We start from the raw sequence: 21829 nt of genomic DNA on the forward strand, positions 1-21829 counted from the left end.
GTAGTGGGAATAACATAAGTCTGTTGACTTGATTTCACAAGTACGCTAGCTTTTTGTAGTTGGTTTTACAAAACTATGTTTTTGATAAAAAATCGGATTTTAGCAAACAGATAGCCAATGGTTCTAACCATTTCTCTGGATGTTGTTTAGGAAAAGGAATGAGCTTTATGCAACAGACATCCGTCGTAGGCAGTAAAAATGAAGCGTTGCCGTTCGCTGTATATATATTGGCATTTGGCATTTTTGCCATGGTTACCAGCGAATTCCAGGTAGCAGGCATGATCCCGGTGATGGCAGACGATCTCGGTGTTTCTATCTCTCAGGTGGGTTATCTGGTTTCTTTTTATGCACTAGCAATGGCGTTTGGCGGTCCGCTGCTCGCCATCGGGTTGTTAAAGAGAGCGCCGAAAAATGCGTTGATGTTGCTTTACGCAACGTTTATCGCAGCTGAAGTTCTGGGAGCCATTGCCAGTTCTTATCATATGTTAATCGTAGCGCGATTGATCACCGGCGCGGTATCCGGTGCTTTTTTTGGCGTCACGTTAACCATCTGTATTGACATCGTACCGGAGCAGAAACGAGGATGGGCCGTCTCCATCGTCCTTGCCGGTATTATGGTGGGAACCGTCCTGGGCCTGCCCATGGCGAACTTGATTGGCACTTACGCCGGATGGCGGGAAAGTTTCTGGACCGTCAGCATTCTGGCCGCTTTAGCTGCTGTCTCTACATTCTTCGGAGTACCGTCTATCGCCAGGCAGCAGGCGGTCAGCCTGCAAAGTGAGTTGGGTGCGTTAAAGAATCTTAAGCTGTGGAGCGTTTTCTCTACCAGCCTTTTGATTATCGGAGCCACATTCGCCGCGTTCACCTATTTTACACCGATTTTGAAAGGTATTACGGGTTATGACAATGTGGATGTTGCCATTCTCTTGATCGTATATGGGGCGATGACGGTGATAGGTAATGCCGTCGTCGGCAAACTGGCGGATCGGCATACTATTACCGTACTTGCGGTTGGTCTTGCAGCCCTTGCCTTTTTTCTGATGCTTTTCGGCCTGTTTGCAGACGACAAGGTTGTCTCTGCCTTATCTCTGGTCGGTATTGGTCTTGTTGGCGTGACCATGAATCCGGCCATGGCCACCCGTGTAATCCGCACGGCAAACGGGCGTTCTCTGGTGAATACGCTTCATACCTCCGTCATTACGCTGGGTATCGTGATCGGCGCCTGGTTAGGAGGGTTAGGCATTAGCTTTGGTTATGGCTTACAAGCGCCTCTGTGGGTGGGTTTTTTCATGGCAATAGTCGGCTTAGCAACGTTAATTCCCGATATCTGCACATTACGTAATAAGCATGAGAATAAGCAATAACAATACATTTAAAGGAGATATTTGTATGTCTGGTCTGATTGGAAAAGTTGCGTTAGTTACTGGCGGTAGCCGCGGGATCGGTGCTGGTATTGCCCGGCGGTTAGCGCAAGAGGGGGCGTATGTCATTATTACGTTTATCAATAATAGTGAAGCGGCACAGGCAGTGCTGCGCGACATTACCTCGTTTGGCCGACGTGGCGAAGCCATTCAGGCCGATTCAGCCAATCCTGAAGCAATCAAATTGGCGATAAAGCAAGTCATCTCCCAGTTTGGACGTTTGGATATATTGATTAATAACGCCGGCTATATGGACGTGAGTGGTCATCCGTTGTCGCAGATTGCTTTGACAAGCGTCGATCAGACCATCATGGTGAACATTCGCGGCGCATTCCTCTTTGCCCAAGAGGCCGCTTCTTATCTTTCTGATAGTGGAAGAATTATTAATATCGGTAGTTGCCTGGGCGAGCGGGTGCCTGGTGCTGGTCTTACGCTCTATGCGATGAGTAAATCAGCGATGACTGGGTTAACCAAAGGATTGGCGCGGGATTTGGCGCATAAAAAAGTTACCGTCAATCAGATATCCCCTGGTCCTGTTGATACAGATCTGAGTCCGGCTGATGGCCCTAATGCCAAATTCTTCCGCGAGCTTACTGCATTAAAACAGTATGGTACGACTGACGATATAGCCTCGATAGTTAATTTTTTAGTCAGTAATGAAGCAGCATTTATTACTGGAGCGAATATTGCGGTGGATGGTGGGACCAATCTATAACGATCTGTCCTTTTCTCCGGCTGTTGGTCAATTTTTACCGTGAAGGTTTTTATTCAGGGCCAACTTTGTTGGCCCTTCAGGTTCACATCAACGGCAGCAGGCAGCGGTACAGTTCGCGGAAGGTGGCGCGGCGCTCCGCGTACTCCTGATGACGCCCGGCATCCGGCGTGTGCAGCTGCTCCAGCGGCAGCGGGGGCAGCAGTTCGGCCAACGGACGCTGCGGGTTGAGTGCGATCTGCGCCAGCCGCGCCGCCCCCAGCGCCGGTCCGACGTCGCCGCCGGTGCGGTATTCCAGCGGCTGGCCGCTGATATCCGCCAGCATCTGCCGCCAGAACGGGCTGCGTGCGCCGCCGCCAATCAGCGTAATGCTGTCAGGATGCAGGCCGCTGGCGTGCAGCGCATCCATGCCGTCGGCGAGCGCGAAACCTACGCCTTCCAGCACTGCACGCGCCAGATCGTCCGGCCCGTGCTGATGGGTCAGCCCCCAGAATACGCCTTTGGCGTTCGGATTATTGTGCGGCGTACGTTCACCGGACAGGTAGGGCAGGAACCACAGCGGCGCGTCCGCCGGACTGGCCTGCTCGACGTTGTGCAGCAGGGTAGCGACGTCGGCAACGTTGGTCAGCCGGCATACCCAGTTCAGGCAGGAAGCGGCGCTGAGCATCACCGACATCAGATGCCAGGTATCGGGCAGCGCATGGCAAAAACTGTGGACGGCGCTGGCCGGGTTGCTGAGGAAACCGTCGCTGACGGCGAAATAGACCCCAGAGGTACCGAGCGACAGCATCGCCTGGCCGGGCTGATACAGCCCGACGCCGATCGCGCCGGCCGCATTGTCGCCGCCGCCCGCCGCCACCGGCGCCTGCGGCATGTCCCAGCGCTGCGCCAGCTCGGCATTCAGCCGGCCGGTGAGCTGGCTGCCTTCAAACAGCGCCGGCATCTGGCTGCGCGTCAGGCCGCAGGCGGCCAGCATCTCATCGCTCCAGTCGCGCCGGGCGACGTCCAGCCACAGCGTGCCGGCGGCGTCCGACATATCGCTGGCGAATACGCCGCACAGCCGCCAGCGCAGGTAATCTTTCGGCAGCAGCACCTTGTCTATCTGACTGAAAATATGCGGCTCATGCTGCCGCACCCACTGCACTTTCGGCGCGGTAAAGCCGGGCATCATCAGGTTGCCGGTAATGGCGCGCGAGCGCGGCACCGCCTGCTCCAGCTGGCGGCACTGCTCAAAGCTGCGGCCGTCGTTCCATAACATGGCGGGGCGCAGCACCTGCTGCCGGTGATCCAGCAGCACAGCGCCGTGCATCTGGCCGGTCAGGCCGATGGCCTGCACCTGCCGCAGGTCATGTTGCCGGCCGAGCGACAGCATGGCGCGATCGGTCGCCTGCCACCAGTCCTGCGGATCCTGTTCGGACCACAGCGGCTGCGGGCGGGAGATGGTCAGCGCTTCAGTGTGGCTGGCCAGCAACTGCCCGTGTTCATCCAGCAGAATGGCCTTCACGCCGGAGGTGCCAAGATCGATGCCGATATACATAGAAGGTCCCTTTAAGTGGCATATCCGGATTAACGCGGCTGCGGGGCGGACGCGTCCGCCCCTGACAGGGTTAACCGAACAGATAACGGTTGATCAGATTCTCATATTTTTCCTGGTGGCCGCTGTGGTGCTGCGGCGCCAGATCATGCTGTTCAGCGTACTTGGCCAGCGCTTCCAGCGACAGTTTTCCCTGCAGAATCTGCTGGCCCAGTTCGCCGTTCCAGCCGGCATAGCGTTTGGCGACCTGCCGATCCAACTGCCCGTCCTCGATCATTTTGGCCGCCACTTTCAGCGCCAGCGCCATGGTGTCCATTGCGCCGATATGGCCGTAGAACAGGTCATATTTATCGGTGCTCTGGCGGCGCACCTTGGCGTCGAAGTTCAGGCCGCCGGTGGTGAAGCCGCCGGCCTTGAGGATTTCGAACATCACCAGCGCGTTCTCCTCGACGCTGTTCGGGAACTGGTCGGTATCCCAGCCGAGCTGCGGATCGCCGCGGTTGGCGTCTACGGAACCGAAGATGCCGAGCGCGATGGCGCTGGCGATTTCGTGGTGGAACGAGTGGCCGGCCAGCGTGGCGTGGTTGGCTTCAATATTGACCTTAATCTCCTTTTCCAGCCCGAACTGTTTCAGGAAGCCGTAAACCGTGGCGACGTCGTAATCGTACTGATGCTTGGTCGGTTCCTGCGGTTTCGGCTCAATCAGCAGCGTGCCCTGGAAGCCGATTTTGTGTTTGTGCTCCACCACCATCTGCATAAAGCGGCCAATCTGCTCGCGCTCCTGACGCAGATCGGTGTTCAGCAGCGTTTCGTACCCCTCGCGGCCGCCCCACAGCACATAGTTTTCGCCGCCGAGCTGCTGGGTGGCGTTCATGGCGCTGTATACCTGCGTTGCCGCCCAGCTGAAGACTTCCGGGTCCGGGTTGGTGGCCGCGCCGGCGCCGAAGCGCGGGTTGGTGAAACAGTTGGCGGTGCCCCACAGCAGTTTGACGCCGCTGCTTTGCTGTTTTTCGGCCAGTACGTCGGTCATCACGGCAAAGTTATGCAGGTACTCTTTCAGCGAATGTCCTTCCGGCGCCACGTCGACGTCGTGGAAGCAATAGAAGGGGACGTTGAGCTTATGGAAAAATTCAAAGGCGACGTCCGCCTTGCGCCGCGCCAGCTCCAGCGCATCGCCCGCCTGCTGCCAGGGGCGCTCGAACGCGCCGCTGCCGAACATGTCCGCGCCGTTCCAGCAGAAGGTGTGCCAGTAACAGGCGGCAAAGCGCAGGTGGTCGGCCATGCGTTTGCCCAATACGATTTCATCCGGGTTGTAGTGGCGGAATGCCAGCGGATTGTTGCTGCCGGTGCCTTCGTAACGAACTTGTTCAAGCTGATCAAAATAAGATTGCATTCTCGACTCCTTGGTAACGGAACCCGGCTTTACGGGATGCCTTAATCTTCGGAGTTCGTGATGATTGTCTCAATTATGTTATTTCACACTCAAATTCAGATAATTATTAAATGTGCGTCGGATCTCATATTGCGCATTTAATTACGCGATCTGCCCGATGGCGCCATGAGACGTTTTTATTGTCGCTGACAAATTGTCACAAGGTTAAAACATGATCGCCATCATAAAAATAACATTAAACCAAAAAACGTAATTCGCCGGTAAAAATCAGTAATTGCTGTGCGATAGGTAAGCGACAACAATTCCCGGGACGTTGTGCCACAAAAAGTCGTTTCAATTATTACCCTACAATTTCAATAAAGAAGGTATATAAGATGAAATTTAAGCACTTATTCCTCTCCGCCTGCGCCATGCTGGCGCTGGTCAGCCAGCCGGGGTTCAGTAAAGACGTCAAGATAGGTATGGCGATTGACGATTTGCGCCTGGAGCGCTGGCAGAAAGACCGCGATATTTTTGTCAAAAAAGCCGAATCGCAGGGAGCGAAAGTGTTTGTGCAGTCCGCCAACGGCAATGAAGAAACCCAGATGGCGCAGATTGAAAACATGATCAACCGCGGCGTCGATGTGCTGGTGATCATTCCTTATAACGGGCAGGTGCTGAGCAACGTTATTGGCGAGGCGAAGCGTGAAGGGATCAAAGTCCTGGCCTACGACCGCATGATTAATAATGCGGACATCGATTTTTATATCTCGTTTGATAATGAGAAAGTGGGCGAGCTGCAGGCGCAGAGCCTGGTGCAGCGCGTGCCGCAGGGCAATTACTTCCTGATGGGCGGCTCGCCGGTGGACAATAACGCCAAACTGTTCCGTCAGGGGCAGATGAACGTGCTGAAACCGTTGATTGACGGCGGCAAAATCAAAGTGGTCGGCGATCAGTGGGTGGACGCCTGGCTGCCGGAAAACGCCTTGAAAATCATGGAGAACGCCCTGACGGCCAATAACAACCATATCGATGCGGTGGTGGCGTCCAATGATGCGACCGCCGGCGGCGCGATCCAGGCGCTGGCTGCGCAGGGGCTGGCGGGTAAGGTGGCGATCTCCGGGCAGGATGCCGACCTGGCGGCGGTAAAACGCATTCTCGCCGGCAGCCAGACCATGACGGTGTACAAACCTATCAGTAAATTGGCCGATGAGGCCGCCAATATTGCGGTGCAAATGGGCCGGGGCGAACAGCCTAAATCCAACGCCAAATTAAATAATGGTACTAAAGACGTACCGGCCTGGTTATTGACGCCTATTTCCGTCGATAAATCGAATATCGACAGCACGATAGTCGCTGATGGTTTCCATAAAAAATCCGATCTGGGTAAATAAACGCCGCCGTACGGAGGTCGTTATGTTCTGTTTATTGCAAATGAAGGAAATCACGAAACAATTTGGCGCGGTAAAAGCGGTGGATAATATCAGTCTGCAACTTGAAGTCGGCCAGGTTTTATCATTGTGCGGTGAAAATGGTTCGGGAAAGTCCACGTTAATGAAGGTGCTGTGCGGGATATATCCGCACGGCAGCTATCAGGGCGATATTTATTTTTCCGGTCAGTTAATAACGGCGAAAACCATTCGCGATACCGAGAAAAAGGGTATCGCCATCATTCATCAGGAGCTGGCGCTGGTCAAACAGATGACGGTGCTGGAGAACATGTTTCTCGGCAGCGAGTGGGGGCGCTATGGCCTGATGGACTATGACGCCATGTATCAGCGCTGCCAGCGCCTGCTGGCGCAGGTCAAGCTGGCGGTAGACCCGGATACCCGCATCGGCGAACTGGGGCTGGGCCAGCAGCAACTGGTGGAGATTGCCAAGGCGCTGAACAAGCAGGTGCGCCTGCTGGTGCTGGATGAACCGACCGCCTCGCTGACCGAAAGCGAAACCGCCACGCTGCTGACGATCGTGCGCGATCTGCGCGATCGCGGCATCGCCTGTATTTATATTTCCCATAAATTGAACGAGGTGAAGGCGATCTCGGATCTGATCTGCGTGATCCGCGACGGCAGGCACATCGGCACCTGTCCGGCAGCCGACATGAGCGAGGAAGAGATTATCGCCATGATGGTCGGCCGCGAACTGACCGAGCTGTATCCGCAGGCGCCGCACACGGTCGGCGAGGTGGTGCTGCAGGTTGATAATCTGACCGCCTGGCACCCGGTTAACCGGCATATCCGCCGGGTTGACGACGTGTCGTTTACGCTGCGGCGCGGGGAAATTCTCGGCGTCGCCGGGCTGGTCGGCTCCGGGCGTACCGAAACCATGCAGTGCCTGTTCGGCGCCTATCCCGGGCGCTGGCAGGGGAACATTACGATCGAGGGGCAGGCGGCGACGATTGGCAGCTGCCGTCAGGCGATGCGCTACGGTATCGCCATGGTGCCGGAAGACCGCAAACGCGACGGCATCGTGCCGGTGATGGGGGTCGGCGCGAATATGACGCTGGCGGCGCTGGGTGACTTCAGCGGCCCGCTGTCGGCGCTGGACGAGGCGCGGGAACAGGTGACCATTGAGCAGTCGCTGGCGCGGCTGAAGGTGAAAACCGCATCGGCGGAGCTGGCCATCGGCCGCCTGAGCGGCGGCAACCAGCAAAAAGCGATCCTCGCCAAATGCCTGTTGTTGAACCCGAAAATCCTGATTCTGGATGAACCGACGCGCGGTATCGATATCGGCGCAAAATACGAAATCTACAAATTAATCAATCAGCTGGTGCAGCAGGGCATTGCGGTGATCGTCGTGTCATCCGAATTGCCGGAAGTGCTGGGCCTGAGCGATCGCGTGCTGGTGATGCACCAGGGGAAAATCAAGGCCTCGCTGGAAAACCGCAATCTGACCCAGGAACAGGTGATGGAAGCCGCGTTGAGGAGTGAAAAACATGTCGAAAAACACGCTGTCTGAGGCAAGCCTGCCGTCTGCGCCCGCCAAAAAGGCGCTGCTGCCGCTGAGATCGCTGAACCTGCAGGTGCTGGTGATGCTGGCGGCGATCGCCGTCATTCTGCTGTTCTTTACTTTTACCACCGAAGGGGCGTATCTCAGCGCGCGCAATATCTCCAACCTGCTGCGCCAGACGGCGATTACCGGCATTCTGGCGGTCGGCATGGTGTTTGTGATTATCTCGGCGGAGATCGATCTGTCGGTCGGTTCGATGATGGGGCTGCTGGGCGGCGCGGCGGCGATTTTTGATGTCTGGCTCGGCTGGCCGCTGCCGCTGACCGTCGCGGTGACGCTGCTGGCCGGCTTGCTGCTCGGCGCGTGGAACGGCTGGTGGGTGGCCTATCGCAAAGTGCCTTCCTTTATCGTCACGCTGGCCGGCATGCTGGCGTTCCGCGGCATTTTGGTCGGCATCACCAACGGCACCACCGTTGCGCCGACCAGCGGCGCGATGTCGCAGATTGGTCAGAGCTATCTGCCCGGCGGCCTGGGGTTCGGCATCGGCGCGCTGGGGCTGGGGCTATTCGTCATCTGGCAGTGGCGGCGACGCAGCAGACGCGCGCAGCTCGGGCTGCCGTTGCCGGCGGCCGGCGGCGCCGTCGCCCGGCAGAGCATTATGGCGGTGGTGGTGCTCGGGGCTATCTATCTGCTGAACGATTATCGCGGGGTGCCGACGCCGGTGCTGATCCTGACGGCGCTGATGCTGGCGGGGATATTTATGGCTACCCGCACCGCGTTTGGCCGGCGTATCTACGCCATCGGCGGCAATATCGACGCGGCGCGGCTGTCGGGGGTGAATGTGGAGCGCACCAAGCTGGCGGTGTTCGCCATTAACGGCCTGATGGTGGCGATCGCCGGGCTGATCCTCAGCTCCCGGCTGGGAGCCGGCTCGCCTTCGGCGGGCAATATTGCCGAGCTGGACGCCATCGCCGCCTGCGTGATTGGCGGCACCAGCCTGGCGGGCGGCGTCGGCAGCGTTGCCGGCGCGGTGCTGGGGGCATTTATCATGGCGTCGCTGGATAACGGCATGAGCATGCTGGACGTGCCCACCTTCTGGCAGTACATCGTCAAAGGCGCGATCCTGCTGCTGGCGGTGTGGATGGATTCCGCCACCAAGCGGCGCGCATAAACGCTTTACCTCACAAATCTCGCCGCATTTTTACTGCTCCCTGAACGGCTGTGCTATTCAGGGAGTGGTTTGTTTTCCGGGGATATCGCATGTTCGAAAAACGTTACCGTATTACATTGTTATTTAACGCGAATAAGGTGTATGACCGCCAGGTGGTGGAAGGGGTGGGGGAATATTTACAGGCGTCGCAGTGCGACTGGGATATTTTTATTGAAGAGGACTTCCGCTGCCGCATCGATAACATTAAAGAGTGGCTGGGCGACGGGGTGATCGCCGATTTTGACGACCGCGAGATTGAACGGCTGCTGGATAACGTTCAGGTGCCGATTGTCGGCGTCGGCGGCTCCTACCACCGTGACGACGACTACCCGCCGGTGCACTACATCGCTACCGACAATCATGCGCTGGTGGAAGCGGCGTTTATGCATCTGAAAGAAAAAGGGCTGAACCGCTTTGCGTTTTACGGCCTGCCGCCTGAGGGCGGTAAACGCTGGGCGCAGGAGCGCGAGAATGCATTCCGCCGGCTGGTGGCGCAGGAACAGTATCAGGGGGTGGTGTATCAGGGGATGTCGACCGCGCCGGAAAACTGGCAGTACGCGCAGAACCGGCTGGCGGACTGGGTGCAGACCCTGCCGCAGCAGACCGGCATTATTGCCGTGACCGATGCGCGCGCCCGCCATCTGCTGCAGGTGTGCGAACACCTGGCGATTCCGGTGCCGGAGAAATTGAGCGTGATCGGCATTGATAACGAAGAACTGACGCGTTATCTGTCGCGCGTGGCGCTCTCTTCGGTGGCGCAGGGGTCGCGGCAGATGGGCTACCACGCCGCCAAGTTGCTGCACCGCCTGCTACAACAGCGTGAGCTGCCCCTGCAGCGTATTCTGGTGCCGCCGCTGAAAGTGATCGAACGGCGCTCGACGGATTACCGTTCGCTGCGCGATCCGGCGGTGATTCAGGCGATGCACTATATCCGCCATCATGCCTGCCGCGGCATCAAGGTGGAACAGGTGCTGGATGCGGTGGGGCTGTCGCGCTCCAATCTGGAGAAGCGCTTTAAAGAGGAAACTGGCCAGACGATTCACCATGCGATCCACGCCGAGAAACTGGAGCGGGCGCGTAACCTGCTGGCGACGACCGCGTTATCGATCAATGAGATTTCACAGATGTGCGGCTACCCGTCGCTGCAATATTTTTATTCGGTGTTCCGCAAGGGCGACGCTATGACGCCGAAAGAGTACCGGGAAAAATACGCCGAAACGGCCTACTGACGCCGTTCATGCCAGCCGGCAAAACGCCGTCAACCGCTGCGCCAGCGCGCCGGCGGCGGCGGGGGCGCCGTCGCGGTAATACAGCGCCAGCTCGAAATTATTCACCGGCGGCAGGCCTTCCGCCTCACCCAGTACGCGGTGGCTCGGCAGCCGGCAGCCGGCGGGCAGCAGGGTGACGCCCAGTCCGGCGGCGGAAGCGGCGGTCAGCGCCGCCAGGCTGGCGCTGCTGTAGCCGATGCGCCAACGCCTGCCGAGGTTGTCCAGCGCCTGACACAGCTCGTCGCGGTACAGCCCGTTGAGCGGAAACACCGCCAGCGGTACCGGCGACTGTTCAATGGCGGGAAAGGCCAGACTGTCCAGCCACAGCAGCGGCTCCGGCCGTGCGGCGCGCGGCGGCTGGCTGCGGCGCTGTTTAACCAGAATCAGGTCCAGTTCTTCACGGCCGTAGGCGTGGTGCAGATCGGCGCTCAGGCCGCTGGTGACGTCCAGCCGCAGGTGCGGGTGCTCGCGGCTGAATTCGGCCAGCAGATCGGTGGTGGAGGCGGCGAAGTCCTCCGGCACCCCGAGGCGCAGCACGCCGTCGCGCCAGATGCCGGTCAGCGCGTCGTGCGCCTCTTCGTTCAGCGCGATAATGCGCCGGGCGTAGCTGAGCAGTTTTACGCCCTCTTCGGTCAGCAGCACCTGATGGGAGGAGCGTTCAAACAGCGGCTTGCCGAGCATCTCTTCCAGCCGGCGTACCTGCTGGCTGACGGTCGACTGCGACAGACACACCCGCTCGGCGGCGCGGGTAAAGCTGCTGCTGTCGCATACGGCAACGAAGCTGAGCAGCAGCTGCGGGTTGAACATCGGATAACGATTCATTTTGTCACTGCTGACCATTCCATTATTTAATTTCCAAATACTAACGGCATTTTCTACAGTGAGGCAACGTTGCCGTCACCGCCTTGTGACGGCCCTCCTTCCGTATTCACAGACTGGAATCCATGGTGGAAAATCACTCTCAACCGGCGGGTCAGGCGTCAGTCGCGCGCCGCTGGTTTCATCCTTTGTTATGGGCGCTGGTGCTGATCGGCCTCAATATGCGCCCGCTGTTAACCTCCGTCGGCCCGCTGCTGCCCACGCTGCGCCAGGCCACCGGCCTGAGCTTTGGCGGCGCGGCGCTGCTGACCGCGCTGCCGGTGCTGATGATGGGCCTGATGGCGCTGGCCGGCGTATGGATCAACCGCCTGCTGAGCGAACGCGCCAGCGTATTGCTGAGCCTGCTGGCGATTGCGCTGGGGGCACTGTGGCGCGAACTGGCGCCGGACAGCGTGCAGCTGCTGCTCAGCGCGGTGCTGGGCGGGCTGGGCATCGGCGTGATACAGGCGGTGATGCCGGGCATTATCAAACATCATTTTCTCAAGCGGATGGCACTGGTGGCCGGCTTATGGTCGGCGGCATTAATGGGCGGCGGCGGGCTGGGGGCGGCGGTGACGCCGTGGCTGAACCGCGGCCACGACTGGCACAGCGCGCTGGCCTGGTGGGCGCTGCCGGCGTTGGCGGCACTGGCGGTCTGGCTGTGGGCGAGCCGCGGACTGGGGCGGCTGACGTCGCCGGCGGGCGGGCAGGCGGGCAGCCTGTTCCGCAGCCCGCGCGCCTGGCTGCTGGGGATTTACTTCGGCCTGATTAACGGCGGCTACGCCAGCCTGATCGCCTGGCTGCCGCCGTACTATATGCAGCTTGGCTGGCAGCCGCAGGCCAGCGGCGTATTGCTGGCGCTGATGACGCTGGGACAGGTGGCGGGCGCGCTGGCGCTGCCGGCGCTGGCGCGTGGTCACGATCGTCGTCCGCTGCTGTGGGCGGCGCTGATCATGCAGCTGGTCGGGTTTATCGGCCTGATCGGCTGGCCGCTGCAGACGCCGTGGCTGTGGGCGCTGCTGGCCGGCGTCGGCCTCGGCGGGGCGTTTCCGCTGTGTCTGGTGCTGGCGCTGGATCACCTGCCGCAGCCGGCGGCGGCCGGGCGGCTGGTGGCCTTTATGCAGGGCATCGGCTTTTTGCTGGCGGGCGTTGCGCCGTATATTTCCGGCCTGCTGCGTGACTACAGCGGCGGTTTCCTGCTCGACTGGCAGCTGCATACGCTGTTGGTGCTGCTGCTGATGGCGCTGACGGCGCGCTTCCATCCGCGCAGCTACCGGCAGAGCGGCGGCGGGTAATATTTCTGTCATTGCGGCTGCCTATAGTGACGGTGCCTTTACCTCCGGGTAGACCACCTCATCAGGGAGACGGAAAATGACAATGAAAACAATGATGAAAACCACGCCTCTGGCATGCCTGTTCGCCAGTATGTTGTGCAGCACGACGCTGTGGGCGCAGCAGGAAGTCGATGCGCAGCTGGCCGGCCATGCGCTGCTGCCGGTCAGCAGCACGGTGACGCCGCCGGACGACGCGCCGGCAGATCTGCGCCAGAGCGGCAAATACACCAGCGGCCAGCGGGTCAGCGTGCCGGGCAGCGTTGCCGGCCTGTCGGCCGATCGTCCTACCGGCATCGGCCTGCCGATCGACGGCCAGCCGCGCCAGGGGCACTCCGGCATTAAACATATGCCGGACGGCAGTTACTGGGTGCTGACCGATAACGGCTTCGGCAGCAAGGCCAACTCGCCGGACGCGATGCTGTATCTCAGCCACTACCGCATCGATTTTAAAACCGGCGCGGTAGAGCCGTTAAACACGGTATTTCTGCACGATCCGGACAAGAAAGTGCCGTTTCATATCGTTAACGAAAGCACCGACACGCGCTATCTGACCGGCGGCGATTTCGATCCGGAAAGCTTCCAGTTCGCCGATAATGCGCTGTGGATCGGCGACGAATTCGGCCCCTATCTGATCAAGGCCACGCTGGACGGTAAGATTCTGGCGGTGTTCGACACCCAGGTGAACGGCAAGGTGGTGAAATCGCCGGACAACCCGACCCTGACGCTGCCGGGCGCGCCGGACGGCAAACAGAACTTCCAGGTGGCGCGCTCCAAGGGGTTTGAAGGTATGGCGCTGTCTAAAGATGGCAGCAAGCTGTACCCGCTGCTGGAAGGGGCGCTGTGGGACGGTGAAGATTTCGAGCAGGTCGGCGGCAAACGCTATCTGCGGGTGCTGGAGTTTGACGTTAAGCAACAGCAGTGGAGCGGGCGCAGCTGGCAGTACGTGCTGGAGGATAACGCCCATGCGATCGGCGATTTTAATATGATCGACGCCACGCACGGGCTGGTGATTGAGCGCGATAACGGCGAAGGCACGGCGGACCAGGCCTGCGCCGCCGGCGCGCCGACGGAGAATTGCTTCAGCCAGGTGGCGAAGTTCAAACGGGTGTACCGCATCGCGTTTTCCGACGCCAACGTTGGTAAACCGGTGGAGAAGCAGGCCTATATCGACCTGCTGAAGATCCAGGACCCGAACAAGCTGGCGCGCAAGCCGCTGAATAACGGCGTGCTGACCTTCCCGTTCTTTACTATTGAAAACGTCGATGTGGTGGACGAGCGCCATATCATCGTCGGCAACGATAACAACTTCCCGTTCTCCTCCAGCCGCCAGCCGAATAAGGCGGACGACAATGAGTTTATCCTGCTGGATGTGCCGCAGCTGTTAAAACCTTAAAGTATGTCCGGCGCGCTTCGCCTGACACGGAGCGCGCCGGTGGCGTTAAAAATAATCGATCTGCATGGTAGCGCCGCTGGTGAATTTCCCTTCCGTCAGCGTGGCGGAGGCGGATTTGACCGGCACGGCGTCCAGCGCAGGCAGCGTGGTGTAATCGATATTGAGCGCGCTGTTGAGGTTAAACGGCTTGCCGTCCGCCAGCAGTTTAATGCCCAGACCGTTGATGCTGGTGTGCAGCACGTTGGCGTCAAACGCCGCGCCGGTGCCGACGATTTTCATCTTCAGCTGTCTGGCGGGGTCGAGAAATTCACAGTGCACGCTGTAGCTCAGCCGCTGCATATAGCGGCTGCCGTCGATGCGGTTAACGCCGACCTTGCCGAAGTCCACGTCGATGGTGCGTCCGTCGTTAATCTCACAGGGCGGCGGCGCCACCACCGTGGCGGTGATGCTGACCCGCGTCCCCTGATCGGCGGCGTAAGCGCCGTAGCCGGATAGCGCGGCCAGCAGGCCGGCGGCCAATGTTCTTCCAATGCATGTCATGGCGGGAGCGTCCTCAAGGCGCGCTGAAAATCAGCGTAGCTGAACCGGACAGCGGCCCGGTGGCGATGCTGGTATAAGGCACGTTGTTTTTTACCGGCACAAAGGTGAGGGTGTCGCTGCCCATACCGTTGACGATCCGGGTGCGGAAAGCATTGTTGGGTTTGATCACCGCGTCTTTATACACCATGGCGACGCCCACGTTGGCGTTGCTGGTTTTGATAAAGTCCGGCGAAAACCCGGTGGCGTCGCTGACCAGTCTGATCAGCACATCCTGGGTGGCGCTGCTGTCGTCGCACTGATAACTGAGCGCCTTATCCTGCTTGATTTGCGCATCCGTGACGGTTTGCGTCAGGAAGTCCTGGCGTATCTGGTTAAAGTCGACGTTAATCTGCCGGCCATTGTTGATGGTGCAGCTGGTGGTCACGAAATAGGCGTCGTTATCGGCAATCAGGCGCCAGCGGTAGGGGCCGCAGTTCGGGCATCCCTGTCGGTCATTGGTCTGCCTGAAATTGATTTGGCCGATGATGTCCCCTTTGTTGATTTTAATATCCGGGGTAGGAAAGCGGCTCAGCACGATATAGACCCGGATATTCACCGTCTGCTGGTCCAGGTTGGTCAGCGTCATCACGCTGATGCCCGCCGGCACCGGGGAGTTATAGTCGGCGCCGTTAATGGTGGTGCCGCTGCCGATGCCGCCAAAAATCGCATTGTTCATGGTTAACGCCGGGCTGTCGGTTTTTAGAAAGTCGGTCCAGCTGGCCACGTCGTTTTTACAGGTGACCTGGCTGACGTTGACGATCTCGTTTTTACCGTACGACAGCTGCGGCCCGATGCGCACCCGTACGTCAACGGGCGTTGTCGAGCCGCCCTGGGGAATATAACCGCCGTCGGAAGTCCGGCAGGTAAACGCCTGCGCCTTGCCGGCCAGCAGCAACGGCGCCAGGCAGCATAATAAAAAAACAAATTTTTTCACTGTTGTATCCCAAATATTTAGTCATTAAAGAGTGCACGCGCCGTTTTGCGGCATGCGGTAACCATCCTTTGTTGCTCCGTGGCGGCGGGATACCATCTCAGCGAGTTTTTTACCGATCCGTGGCTGACAATGGCGTCGCCATTAGCAACCATTTCCAGTAATAAATTCCTAGCTCTATATACACCCTCGTTTATATATTCCGCCAGTTGTCGAGTAGATAACCATTCATGCTGGGGAGGCAGTTCATTCTCCTGAGTTAACGGGGGAGATAACGTCAATAATGCGTACAGCAGCCGCTGTTTTAGCTGCCGTATTTCCTTCTTTTTGGGCGATAACACTTCCATAGTATCTCCTCGGACTTCTTTATAGCTTTACCCGGGTATGGCGGTGTTTATCTATATGCTGTGTATAGGATAAAACCCAGTTAAAGCAAAAGATTAACGGTATGTAATGGTGATTATTTATGGCGTCAGCGATCGCGTTGCGACAGGCGAAAGGCCCGTGCAGAGCATCAGATAAAGCCAATTTTTGGTTTATTATATTCAAAATGGCCTCATTTTAGATCTCATTGTTCGCGAAATAATAAAAAACAGGATATTGTTCTGGTTTTATATTATTTACGATCTATGGCGCTAAAAATAACAATAATTTTACCGGATAAAGGAAATATATTGCGAATATTGCGGCTTAACTAGAAATCACTTTTTTTAATGTGGGCTATTTGCCAGAATAACCGTCACCAGCCATAAGGGTCTGCCGGGTAAAGTTGAATTGTAATTTAATGTGATTTTTATGAAATCACAGCGGGTTTTCTTTGCTTTTTTACTTTTGCTGTAGCGGTGGTTTTTTCCGTTATACCTTTGGTTTAGGTACGTTTACTACTCACAAAATGCTAAAGAATCAGAGCGCGTTATTTATCTGCGGATAAATTTCCGGTGTGGTCTGTTCTTTATTTATTGGATATGTGCATTCTCTTCTTATAAGGAATATAGGTTCTATGAAACTTAATAAAATCATGCTGGCCGCGGCGATGGCATTTGGCGCAACCTCTTTCGCTCACGCAGCCGATCAGGGGCACGGTAAAGTTAACTTTATTGGTTCTATTATTGATGCGCCTTGCTCTATCGCCCCTGAGTCTCTCGACCAGACCGTCGATCTGGGCCAGGTATCCAACGTGGCGCTGAAAAACGGCGGCTCTTCCAATCCGCGTTCGTTTGATATCAAGCTGGAGCAGTGCGATATCGCCACGCTGAAGAGCGTCACCACCACCTTTACCGGTTCGGCGTCGCCGACCAATAAAGATCTGCTGGGCATTACGGGTACCGCCAGCGGTGCCGGCGTTGCCATCACTTACGGCGGTAAAGCCGTTGAACTGGGCAAAGCCACCACTGCTCAGAACCTGAATGAAGGCAATAACACCTTGCGTTTTGCTGCCTACCTGCAGGGCGAAGGCGCTTCCGCCGCCGTGGTTCCGGGCGATTTCTCTGCCGTAGCCGATTTCACCCTGGCTTATCAGTAAGCCATAGCGTCGCCGGGCATGGCGACATGCCCGGCCGTTATCTCCCGTCAAAGGAATGCCGCGATGTTGTCACAATGGAACCAGGCCAGCGCCATTGCTTTGCTGGCCAGCTGCGCGCTGTTTTCCGCCCCGGGCCAGGCCGCGCCTGCCGGGCAGGGGTGGGGCCAGGTCAATATGCACGGCGCCATTATCGATACCGCCTGCGCGATTGCCGCCGGCAGCCGCGATCAGACCATCGATATGGAGACGGTTCCGCTGGGGCAGATAATGCGCGACGGTCGGGGAATAACGAAAACGTTCAGTATCGAATTGGTGAATTGCGTCGTAGAGCGGCCGGGAAATAAACCTGACTGGAAGTTTTTTCAGGTGACGTTCGACGGCCATGCGGACGGCTCGCTATTCGGCGTGCAGGGCGAAGCCCGGGGCGTCGCGTTAAAAATTGATGATAGCAACGGCAAAGTGGTGATCCCTGGCGAACCTCTGGCGCAGGAAAGCGTGACGCCGGGAAACCGCGTGCTGAAATATTCAATGACATTAATGCCAAATCACCAGCCGCTGAAGGCGGGAGCATATTTTTCCACAGTGCGTTTTAAGCTGGATTACTTTTGATTTCTTGTCGTACTGACGGTTAATACATGTTGAAGGGATGTTTATTATGCTTTCACCGGCAGGGAAGTTATTTCGCCTGCAAACGCTGGGGCTGTGCGTTGCTTTGGCGTTTGGCAGCCCCGTAACGTGGGTGTTTGCCGCTGAAGAAATTCAGTTTAATACCGACGTATTAGATATTAACGATCGTCAGAATATCGATCTGAGCCAGTTTACCCGCAGCGGTTACATTATGCCGGGTAATTACACCATGGTGGTTCACGTTAATAAAAACGATCTGCCGGAGCAGCCTATCCGCTTTGTTGCGCCGGAAAATAATGCCAAAGGCAGTGAAGTTTGTCTGCCGCCGGCATTGGTCAAACAGCTGGGCGTAAAAGAAAAGCTGGAAAGTACGCTGCGCTGGACGCACGGCGGGCAGTGTCTGGATTTACACAGCCTGGCCGGCATGGAGGCGCGCGGCGATTTAAGCTCTTCCTCGCTGTATCTCAATATTCCCCAGGCCTATCTGGAATACAGCTCGGAAAACTGGGACCCGCCGTCGCGCTGGGATAACGGTATTCCGGGGCTGCTGCTGGATTACAACCTCAATGCGCAAACGCAAAAGAACCTGAAGGCGGGCGGCGACAGCTACAGCCTGAGCGGCAACGGCACCGCCGGCGGCAACCTGGGCGCCTGGCGTCTGCGCGCTGACTGGCAGGCCAGCGTTAACCACCAGACCGGCTCGGGCAAGGCGAGCGACAAGCAGTTCGACTGGAGCCGCTATTACGCCTACCGGGCGATACCGGCGCTGCGCTCCCGCCTGACGATGGGGGAGGACTACCTGAATTCCGATCTGTTCGACAGCCTGCGCTTTACCGGCGCCAGCCTGCGTTCGGACGACAATATGCTGCCGCCGAACCTGCGCGGCTACGCGCCGGAAATCAGCGGCGTGGCGAAAACCAACGCCAAGGTGGTGGTCAGCCAGCAGGGGCGCGTGCTGTATGAAACCCAGGTGGCCGCCGGCCCGTTCCGCATTCAGGACATTAATGATGCGGTGTCCGGCGAACTGGACGTGCGGGTGGAAGAGCAGGACGGCAGCGTGCAGCAGTTCAAGATGAGCACCGCCAGCATTCCCTATCTGACGCGGCCGGGCCGGGTGCGCTACAAGCTGGCCGCCGGCAAACCGACGGAGTGGGGGCACCATCTGCGCGGGCCGCTGTTTGGCACCGGCGAGTTTTCCTGGGGGATCAGCAACGGCTGGTCGCTGTACGGCGGCGCCATCGGCGGCGGGGACTACAACGCGCTGTCGCTGGGGCTGGGGCGCGATCTGATGCTGTTGGGGGCGCTCTCCTTCGACGTCACCCAGTCGCGGGCCAGACTGCCGCAGGAAGGGGTCAAAAGCGGCGGTTCTTACCGCCTGAGCTATTCGAAAAACTTTGACGAGTACGACAGCCAGGTCACCTTCGCCGGTTACCGCTTCTCCCAGGAAGATTTTATGAGCATGGGGGAGTATCTGGACGCCCGCTATCAGGGGGACCGCAACGGCAAGAGCAAGGAGATGTACACCCTCTCCTTCAATAAACAATTTCGCGATCTGGGGCTGAGCGCCTACCTCAACTACAGCCATCAGACCTACTGGGACCGGGCGGCGAACGATCGCTACAACCTGATGCTGTCGCGCTATTTCGATCTGGGCGAGTTTAAAAACCTGAGCCTGTCGCTGTCGGCCTACCGCAACCGCTATAACGCGCGCAATGACGACGGCATGTACCTGTCGCTGTCGGTGCCGTGGGGCAGCAGCGGCACGATCAGCTACAACACCACGATTGACCGGAACGACAACACGCACCGCGTCGGTTACTACGACCGGGTGAATGAACACGACAACTATCAGCTGAGCGCCGGCGCCGGACGCAGCGGAGCGACGCTCAGCGGTTACTACAGCCACGAAGGCGATATGGCGCAGGTGAACGCCAACGCCAGCTACCAGGCCGGCCGCTACAGCGCCGTCGGCCTGGCCGCGCAGGGCGGGATGACGCTCACGGCGGAAGGCGCGGCGCTGCACCGCATCGCGACGCCGGGCGGCACCCGGCTGTTGCTGGATACCGACGGCGTGCCCGACGTGCCGGTGCGCGGTTACGGCAGCACGGTGGCGACCAACCGCTTTGGGCAGGCGGTGGTGACGGATGTGAACAGCTATTACCGCAATAAGGCCAGCATCGATCTCAACGCGCTGGGCGACAAGGTGGAGGCGACGCGTTCGGTGGTGCAGGCCACCCTGACCGAAGGCGCCATCGGCTACCGGCGTTTTGCGGTGATCGCCGGTGAGAAAGCGATGGCGATTATCAAACTGGCGGACGGTAGCGAACCGCCGTTCGGCGCCACGGTGATGAATGCGCGTAAGCAGGAAACCGGGATCGTCAACGACGGCGGCAGCGTTTACCTGTCCGGGATCAACCCGGGCGAGGTGATGACGGTGCACTGGAACGGCGCGGCGCAGTGCGAGGTGCATCTGCCGACGCCGCTGCCGGCCGATATGTTGATGAATAACCTGCTGCTGCCTTGCCGCCCCGTCGGCGCAGGCGCGCAGGATACTCCCCGACCCGATGACCAGACCGGCGCTGCGGCGCACGGTCACCGATAACGGACTGATAACTGTGAAAACAATGCTTAACCAGACTCAAACCAGACTGAACATCGCCGTATTGGGCGCACCGCTTGTGATTGCCGCGCTTGTGATTGCCGCGCCGGCGCAGGGCGCGATTGCGCTGGATCGCACGCGGGTGATTTTTGACGGCGACCAGAAGACGGTCAGCCTGAATATCAGCAATCAGAACAAACAGCTGCCTTATCTGGCCCAGGGCTGGATCGAGGATGAGCAGGGCAACAAGATTCAATCGCCGTTTACGGTGCTGCCGCCGGTGCAGCGGGTTGATCCGGGCAAGCCCAGCCAGGTGAAGATTCAGGCGCTGCCGGCGGCCAAACTGCTGCCGCAGGACCGCGAGACGCTCTACTACTTCAACCTGCGTGAGATACCGCCGCGCAGCAACAAGCCGAATACCCTGCAGATCGCGCTGCAGACGCGGATCAAAATGTTCTACCGTCCGGCGGCCGTCGCGCCGCAGAAGAACGCGGCGCCCAGCCAGCAGTCGCTGACGCTGACCCGTCAGGGCGATAAATATGTGGTGAATAACCCGACGCCTTACTACGTGACGCTGGTGGACGGTGCGGCGCGCAAGGGCGGCAAGAGCGTTGCCGGTTTTGAACCGGTGATGGTGGCGCCGAAAGGCAGCGCGCCCCTCGGCGTGTCCGCTTCGGCGATCGGCTCCGCCCCGGTGCTGACCTATATCAATGACTACGGCGGCCGTCCGCAGCTGGTCTTCCGCTGTACGGGCAACCTTTGCCTGACGGTGGCGGACAAGCAGTAACCGGTATTTTCAACACAGCGGAGACAATAACAATGCGACGCAAGAGCCAGAAGTTGTCCGGCCGGGGTTTTATCCGCTACCAGCGGCGGCTGATTGGCCTGACGGTGGCGGCGGCGATGATGCTGCCGCTGACGGCGGGTGTGGTGGTGCTGCTGATGCCCCCGGCGCAGGCGGTGGATAACTGGGACGTCGAGGGCGCGAACGGCGTACTGCATGTGCACGGCGCGCTGAGTGAAAGCGCCTGCAGCCTGGAGATGGAGACGGCGCGGCAGGAGGTCTGGCTGGGTGAGCTGGGCAGCGCCGGTTTTCAGCACCCGGGCGACCGGGGCACGCCGGTGGCTTTTCAACTGCGGCTGAAGGACTGCCTGCGCGCACCGGCCAGCAATCGCGACCCGTGGGGGGGCGCGCTGGCCTGGAGCGGCAGCCAGCCGGCGGTGTCGGTCAGTTTTACCGCGCCTGCCGATGCGGATGCGCCGTCGCTGATCGGGGTGAGCGGCGTCAGCGGGCTGGCGCTGCGGCTGGCGGACGATGCCGGCACGCCGGTGCGGCTGGGGGCACGTAACACACCGCGGCTGCTGACGCCGGGGCAGAACACGCTGACCTATACCGTCACGCCGGTGCGTACGCCGGCGACGCTGGGCGTCGGCGCCTATCGCGCCACCATTGATTTTCGCCTGTATTACGACTGATGCGCATCGTGCGCAAGGCGGTGCGGCGTTATGCCATTAAGGGA

At 58.9% G+C, this 21829-nt stretch carries 19 protein-coding genes; 13 read left to right on the forward strand and 6 right to left on the reverse strand.

The genetic code is table 11. The features are described 5' to 3' along the window. Window positions 1–167 precede the first annotated feature (167 nt). Window positions 168–1364, forward strand: coding sequence for an MFS transporter (locus CLM71_RS00305; protein WP_105229253.1), 1197 nt, complete (start codon window positions 168–170; stop codon window positions 1362–1364). A 25-nt stretch (window positions 1365–1389) separates the two neighbouring features. Next, the gene (locus CLM71_RS00310) at window positions 1390–2136 is read left to right on the forward strand and encodes an SDR family NAD(P)-dependent oxidoreductase (RefSeq protein WP_105229254.1); all 747 of its coding nucleotides are present in this window, start codon (window positions 1390–1392) and stop codon (window positions 2134–2136) included. Between the two features lie 82 nt (window positions 2137–2218). Here the strand turns inward: CLM71_RS00310 and xylB are convergent, their stop codons facing one another. Both xylB and xylA read right to left on the reverse strand, forming a co-directional pair. Beyond that, on the reverse strand, window positions 2219–3670 hold the full coding sequence (xylB, locus tag CLM71_RS00315) for a xylulokinase (protein ID WP_105229255.1): 1452 nt from the start codon (window positions 3668–3670) through the stop codon (window positions 2219–2221). A gap of 70 nt (window positions 3671–3740) precedes the next feature. Further along, entirely contained in the window at window positions 3741–5060 is a 1320-nt protein-coding gene (gene xylA / locus CLM71_RS00320) for a xylose isomerase (RefSeq protein ID WP_105229256.1), read from the reverse strand. A 374-nt stretch (window positions 5061–5434) separates the two neighbouring features. On the opposite strand from xylA, the gene xylF reads away from it, so the two are divergent. The 4 genes from xylF (at window position 5435) to xylR (ending at window position 10427) form a co-directional block, all read left to right on the forward strand. After that, window positions 5435–6433 carry a D-xylose ABC transporter substrate-binding protein gene (gene xylF, locus CLM71_RS00325; protein ID WP_105229257.1) on the forward strand — a complete coding sequence of 333 codons (999 nt, stop codon included), beginning with the start codon at window positions 5435–5437 and terminating at the stop codon, window positions 6431–6433. 22 nt (window positions 6434–6455) lie between these two features. Then, entirely contained in the window at window positions 6456–7997 is a 1542-nt protein-coding gene (locus tag CLM71_RS00330) for a xylose ABC transporter ATP-binding protein (protein ID WP_105229258.1), read from the forward strand. Continuing rightward, the gene (gene xylH / locus CLM71_RS00335) at window positions 7975–9159 is read left to right on the forward strand and encodes a xylose ABC transporter permease XylH (protein ID WP_105229259.1); all 1185 of its coding nucleotides are present in this window, start codon (window positions 7975–7977) and stop codon (window positions 9157–9159) included. The genes CLM71_RS00330 and xylH overlap by 23 nt, the downstream gene beginning before the upstream one ends. 89 nt (window positions 9160–9248) lie before the next feature. Then, window positions 9249–10427: a D-xylose utilization transcriptional activator XylR gene (xylR, locus tag CLM71_RS00340; RefSeq protein ID WP_105229260.1), complete on the forward strand. Its 1179-nt coding sequence runs from the start codon at window positions 9249–9251 to the stop codon at window positions 10425–10427. Between the two features lie 6 nt (window positions 10428–10433). On the opposite strand, the gene CLM71_RS00345 is transcribed toward xylR, so the two are convergent. Further along, window positions 10434–11288, reverse strand: coding sequence for a LysR family transcriptional regulator (locus CLM71_RS00345; protein ID WP_105233172.1), 855 nt, complete (start codon window positions 11286–11288; stop codon window positions 10434–10436). A 185-nt stretch (window positions 11289–11473) separates the two neighbouring features. On the opposite strand from CLM71_RS00345, the gene CLM71_RS00350 reads away from it, so the two are divergent. Together CLM71_RS00350 and CLM71_RS00355 are read left to right on the forward strand one after the other, a co-directional pair. Then, complete coding sequence (locus tag CLM71_RS00350) at window positions 11474–12619, forward strand: cyanate transporter (RefSeq protein WP_234008662.1); 1146 nt, start codon at window positions 11474–11476, stop codon at window positions 12617–12619. 91 nt (window positions 12620–12710) lie between these two features. Next, window positions 12711–14051 carry an esterase-like activity of phytase family protein gene (locus CLM71_RS00355; protein WP_105233173.1) on the forward strand — a complete coding sequence of 447 codons (1341 nt, stop codon included), beginning with the start codon at window positions 12711–12713 and terminating at the stop codon, window positions 14049–14051. 45 nt (window positions 14052–14096) lie between these two features. On the opposite strand, the gene CLM71_RS00360 is transcribed toward CLM71_RS00355, so the two are convergent. The 3 genes from CLM71_RS00360 to CLM71_RS00370 are packed head-to-tail and all read right to left on the reverse strand — an operon-like array spanning window position 14097 to window position 15908. After that, window positions 14097–14591, reverse strand: coding sequence for a fimbrial protein (locus CLM71_RS00360; RefSeq protein ID WP_105229262.1), 495 nt, complete (start codon window positions 14589–14591; stop codon window positions 14097–14099). Window positions 14592–14604: 13 nt separating this feature from the next. Further along, on the reverse strand, window positions 14605–15564 hold the full coding sequence (locus CLM71_RS00365) for a fimbrial protein (RefSeq protein ID WP_232251589.1): 960 nt from the start codon (window positions 15562–15564) through the stop codon (window positions 14605–14607). A gap of 17 nt (window positions 15565–15581) precedes the next feature. After that, window positions 15582–15908 (reverse strand): hypothetical protein, encoded by a 327-nt coding sequence (locus CLM71_RS00370; RefSeq protein ID WP_105229263.1) that lies wholly within the window; start codon window positions 15906–15908, stop codon window positions 15582–15584. A gap of 653 nt (window positions 15909–16561) precedes the next feature. Here CLM71_RS00370 and CLM71_RS00375 point away from each other — a divergent pair. From CLM71_RS00375 to CLM71_RS00395, 5 genes are all read left to right on the forward strand, one after another. Beyond that, the gene (locus CLM71_RS00375; RefSeq protein ID WP_105229264.1) at window positions 16562–17083 is read left to right on the forward strand and encodes a fimbrial protein; all 522 of its coding nucleotides are present in this window, start codon (window positions 16562–16564) and stop codon (window positions 17081–17083) included. A 63-nt stretch (window positions 17084–17146) separates the two neighbouring features. Continuing rightward, window positions 17147–17692 (forward strand): fimbrial protein, encoded by a 546-nt coding sequence (locus CLM71_RS00380; RefSeq protein WP_105229265.1) that lies wholly within the window; start codon window positions 17147–17149, stop codon window positions 17690–17692. Window positions 17693–17738: 46 nt separating this feature from the next. Next, window positions 17739–20312: an outer membrane usher protein gene (locus tag CLM71_RS00385; RefSeq protein ID WP_234008605.1), complete on the forward strand. Its 2574-nt coding sequence runs from the start codon at window positions 17739–17741 to the stop codon at window positions 20310–20312. Between the two features lie 22 nt (window positions 20313–20334). Next, complete coding sequence (locus CLM71_RS00390) at window positions 20335–21096, forward strand: fimbria/pilus periplasmic chaperone (RefSeq protein WP_105233176.1); 762 nt, start codon at window positions 20335–20337, stop codon at window positions 21094–21096. A 32-nt stretch (window positions 21097–21128) separates the two neighbouring features. Continuing rightward, entirely contained in the window at window positions 21129–21785 is a 657-nt protein-coding gene (locus CLM71_RS00395) for a fimbrial protein (RefSeq protein WP_105229266.1), read from the forward strand. Window positions 21786–21829 lie beyond the last annotated feature (44 nt).

It is taken from the genome of Serratia sp. MYb239, assembly GCF_002966855.1.
GTDB lineage: Bacteria > Pseudomonadota > Gammaproteobacteria > Enterobacterales > Enterobacteriaceae > Serratia_B > Serratia_B rhizosphaerae.